This is a genomic window from Muriicola sp. (assembly GCF_049669965.1).
GTDB lineage: Bacteria > Bacteroidota > Bacteroidia > Flavobacteriales > Flavobacteriaceae > Muriicola.
This window is the reverse complement of the sequence record NZ_JBATLB010000078.1, coordinates 1-4,276: the sequence shown is the minus strand read 5'-3', so window position 1 is coordinate 4,276 and position 4,276 is coordinate 1. Positions and strand designations below refer to the sequence as shown.

Annotated in this window: 6 protein-coding genes; 2 read left to right on the top strand and 4 right to left on the bottom strand. The window is 43.5% G+C overall.

From position 1 onward, the window contains the following. Positions 1-340, top strand: a 340-nt coding sequence (locus WBM49_RS04365) for a THUMP-like domain-containing protein (RefSeq protein ID WP_424370846.1), incomplete at its 5' end; no start/stop codon positions are given. A 6-nt stretch (positions 341-346) separates the two neighbouring features. Here the strand turns inward: WBM49_RS04365 and WBM49_RS04360 are convergent. Then, a complete protein-coding gene (locus WBM49_RS04360) occupies positions 347-1,060 on the bottom strand; it encodes a M15 family metallopeptidase (protein WP_424370845.1) in 714 nt (237 codons plus the stop codon). A 139-nt stretch (positions 1,061-1,199) separates the two neighbouring features. Between WBM49_RS04360 and WBM49_RS04355 the strand changes: the two genes are divergently transcribed. Then, positions 1,200-2,291, top strand: a complete 1,092-nt coding sequence (locus WBM49_RS04355; protein WP_424370844.1) for a glycoside hydrolase family 130 protein — start codon at positions 1,200-1,202, stop codon at positions 2,289-2,291. Positions 2,292-2,316: 25 nt separating this feature from the next. On the opposite strand, the gene WBM49_RS04350 is transcribed toward WBM49_RS04355, so the two are convergent. From WBM49_RS04350 to WBM49_RS04340, 3 genes are all read right to left on the bottom strand, one after another. Further along, positions 2,317-3,153 (bottom strand): sugar phosphate isomerase/epimerase family protein, encoded by an 837-nt coding sequence (locus tag WBM49_RS04350; RefSeq protein ID WP_424370843.1) that lies wholly within the window; start codon positions 3,151-3,153, stop codon positions 2,317-2,319. Between the two features lie 43 nt (positions 3,154-3,196). Further along, positions 3,197-3,910, bottom strand: a complete 714-nt coding sequence (locus tag WBM49_RS04345; protein ID WP_424370842.1) for a gluconate 2-dehydrogenase subunit 3 family protein — start codon at positions 3,908-3,910, stop codon at positions 3,197-3,199. A 3-nt stretch (positions 3,911-3,913) separates the two neighbouring features. Next, the coding region (locus tag WBM49_RS04340) for a GMC oxidoreductase (RefSeq protein ID WP_424370841.1) at positions 3,914-4,276 on the bottom strand (363 nt) is incomplete at its 5' end.

Here is a 4,276-nt window from a genome sequence, read left to right as displayed (position 1 = left end):
GTACGAACCGAACGCCGCTATTCTTAAAACAGGCGCCTTTAAAAGCCTTGGGGTTCACCTTGGTATAAAGAAGTTACAGGAGCATTCTCACCTTTACACCTCTGAGGAGTTGATAGAGTTTCCCGGGCGCACGTTTGAGATCCTGGAGGTAATTCCTTATAACAACAAGAATATAAGGGCTTTTAAGGGTGTTAAAGCCAACGTTACCACCAGAAATTTCCCGGAATCCGTGTCTAAACTTCGCAAAGACTATAAAATTTTAGATGGAGGTGAGATGTATTTTTTCTTTACCACAGACTACAAAGACAATCGCATTCTGATTCGTTGCCGTAAAGCATAAATGCTCTTAGGGGCAATCCCACCGAAAATTAGCCACCGGGTCGTTAGAGGCGCTACTCAGATTGTAATGCCACCATTCTGTTCTAACAGACCAAAAACCATTTGCTTCCATAACTTCTTTAAGCAACCCTCTGTTCTCTAAAACTTCTTCCGGTAGTTGCCTGTTATCGTGGTGTGCCTCCCTACCAAAAAAGTCGAAATCGGTTCCCATATCCAGGGGGTCGCCTTCAAGCGTTTCCAGGGTAATGTCTACCGCTCCTCCCTTGTTGTGAATAGATCCTTTGGCAGGATCTGCCACATACTGAGGGTTAGGAAAGATCTTCCACATCTCGTATTGCACAGAATTGGGCCTGTAGCAATCAAAGAATCTGATGCGAAATCCTTTTTTGAGAAATACCTTGTTGGCGGCGATCAGTGCTTTAGCCGTTTTTTTTCGGGTATAACATTCCGCACAGTCGTATACTTTGGTTTTTAAGAAATTGTTCTCCGTGGCATACCGCAGCTCGTAGGCAAAATCCTCATTATAGTCGGCCAGTCTTATAAAGGTGGTATCCGATATTCCGTCTAATGTGGGAAGGACCCGGGTTTCCACGGGCGCAGGCACCGAATCCTGAGAAGCAACCGGTGGCAGTAGAACTTGTTCCGGAACAACGTCCTTTTCTTTTTCCCGGCAATTGGCAGCGATAAAAACAACTACTATAAGGCAAATGATTTTCTTCAAGGTTTAGGCTATGAAATTATTTCTATGAGGATTTAAAAGTAAGGATAATCTTAAAAAGCCGTACCTTTCATTGTTGTTCATTCCTGATCCGACATACAAAAGGGGATACCTCAACCAACAAGCTAAATTAAAAGTATTCATGAGAAATCTCTCCACAATGTGCCTTGTCTTTTTATTCCTCGGTATTTCTTGTTCCATCGCTCAAGAACCATGGATGCTTGGATTTGAAAAACCAGCCACCAACCCTATACTACAAGCCGATAGCACCGCTGTTTTTTTAAATCCATTGGATGCACAGCTAGTTCAATGGCAAAAAGCAGACGTATTTAATCCCGGAGCCATCGTACGAAACGATACGGTGTTCCTTTTATTCAGGGCAGAAGATAATCCTGCCGCCATCTTAGGGGGAAGAACCTCCAGGATTGGATTGGCCTACAGTACAGACGGGATTTCCTTTGGCAAATATCCAGATCCGGTGCTCTTTCCGGATAACGACGCCTTTGCAAAATGGGATCACCCGGGAGGGGTGGAAGATCCACGTGTAGTGGAACTGCCGGATGGGTCTTATCTGATGATGTACACCAGCTGGAACAAAGACGTTGCCCGACTTTCTGCAGCTACTTCTGACAACCTCCGGAATTGGACCAAAAACGGTCCTGTTTTTGAAAAGGCCTATAATGGTAAATTCCTGGATGCCTGGAGTAAATCCGGTTCTATAGTGACGGAGCTAAAAGATGGCCGACTCATTGCCAAGAAGCTCATGGATAAGTACTGGATGTACTGGGGAGAATTATTTATGAATCTCGCTAGTTCCACAGACGGCATTAATTGGCAGCCATTGTTAGATGAAAATGGAGAATTACTGCATGTTTTTAAACCCAGTTTAGGGGATTTCGACAGTCATCTCGTAGAACCCGGACCGCCTGCTTTGTATACAGAACAGGGAATATTGCTACTTTATAATGGAAAGAATCTAAGTGGCCCAGGGGCCGGTACCATGGTAGCCGAAAACACCTATTGTGGCGGACAGGTTCTTTTTAGCAAGGAGAATCCGGCAAAATTTCTCAAACGATTACCAGAACCCTTTATTTGTCCGAGTCTGCCCCATGAGACCAGCGGGCAATATACGGCCGGTACAACCTTTATTGAAGGTTTGGTGTATTTTAAAGAGCAATGGTTCCTCTACTATGGGACCGCAGATTCAATGATAGGCGTGGCAATAAAAAAGTAGTACTCCCTAGCCGGGGAAATTGCTTTTACTGATCCTCAAGAGATTTCAAAAACGCAAGACTCTCAGGAACCTGTTCAACAACTCTGGAAGATTCATCTTCTATGAACATGTATTCTATGCCCAATTCCTTAGCCTTGGCGATGATTTCTACCATGTCGATCTGGCCGGTACCAAGCACTACATTGGTTTCAACATCTTCACTCCCGGTATTATTACCTTTTATACCTTTCTCCATATCCTTCAGGTGCATGAGCACAAACTGATCTGTGTATTTATTTAGATATGCTAAAGGATCCGCACCTCCGTGTTGAAACCAGTACACATCCATTTCAAAATAGAAATCTTCTGCATTTTCGGACATATAATCAAATAAGGTAGCAGATCCATAAGGCCTGAATTCATACCCGTGTGCATGATACGTCAATATAATATTACTTCTGTCCAGGATCTCTCCTGCCCTGTTAAAGACCTCAACGGCATTTTTGGTGTCCTCTATGTTGAAATCATCACCTTTGTGCGGGATCCATGCGCACATTACATAGGCCGCGCCGTAGTCTTTTGCCTTTTCGGCCACGGCTTCAGGATCACTAGCCAACTCCTCAAAGGAAGCTCCAACACTAACTACTTCCAGGTCGTACTTTTTAAGTAATCCCAGAAATTCATCCAAAGGCAATCCATAGGTGTCCCCTCCTTCTACTTTGGTGATACCCCAATCGTGAATGATTTTCAAGGTACCCTCTACATCTTTTTTAAATTGATTTCTGAGACTGTATAATTGAATCCCCACTTCCTGTGCCTGTATCACGGGCATGGTTAGCATAGAAAATACCAGTAATGCAAATATTGATTTAGTGTATGTCATTGATGTATCCTTATTAATAAATAGTAGTATGATCTTTAAATTTCTAGGTGAGTAAGTTTCCTTGATCGTCCCAAACCGCAATATCCCCTCGTTTGCTTTGATCTACACATTTGGCAAGCCATTCTTCGTCATAGGCCATCCCATGTTGGTCTAACACTTCCTGAGGCACCCCGTCCCAAATATTTGGCATATTGCCCTTGTATCCAAGATCTTCTATCCCTACTTTGGAGGTATAGTACCCACAAAGCGTTAAGTTCCGCATTAGGTTAAAGAATTGAATTTCCAAAGGATGATCGTCCATGGGAATCTTTGTATCGTAAAAGGCAATACCATCGAGTATCTCTTTTTGAGAGGCTTCGGGCGTGATCTTAAATTCGGTTCCGTACTCTGTATTGCTTTTGTGGTCTAACCACATAAGTCCTCCCCGCAAGGTAGTTTGCAATTCAGGAATATCCTTGGCCATAAACTCTACAAATTCTGGCACTCCCGCCTCTGTAGGGCCTCCATGTTCGTTTGGCGGTAAAATAAGGTTGCTGAGTACCGTAATGGTTTCCAGTTCGTGTTCATTTAGAAATTGTTCCGCATTGAGCTTGGCAATTTCTTCCAGTTCCTCCGGGGTTCTTCCAAAATACTTGTCGTCTGCTACCAAGGCTTTCAAATCTTCCTCGTTTTCTTCACCCGGTTTACACCCGTGAAGTACAAGTCCACCGGCAACGGAGCCCAGCAGGATGGATTTTATACTCTTTCTTCTGTCCATAACTTAGATATTTTGTTGTTTCAACTGTTCCACAATATAGTCAGAGGCTCTCCAGGAAAGTGCGAGGATGGTCCAGGTACAATTCTTATCGGCCTGAGATACAAAAGGACCTGCATCGGTGATAAAAACATTGTTAACATCATGCAATTGCTGAAAACGGTTTACCACAGATCTCTTTTTATCGTCTCCCATCCGGGTGGTCCCTACTTCATGGATGATTTGTCCCGGATTTAACAAGCCGTAATCCTGTTCTTTGGTGGGTGTGTCTCCAAGAGGTTCTCCACCCATACTATGAATGAGTTCTTCAAAAGTGCTCTGCATGTGTTTGGCCTGGTTTCTTTCAAAATCGGACCATTTATAATTAAA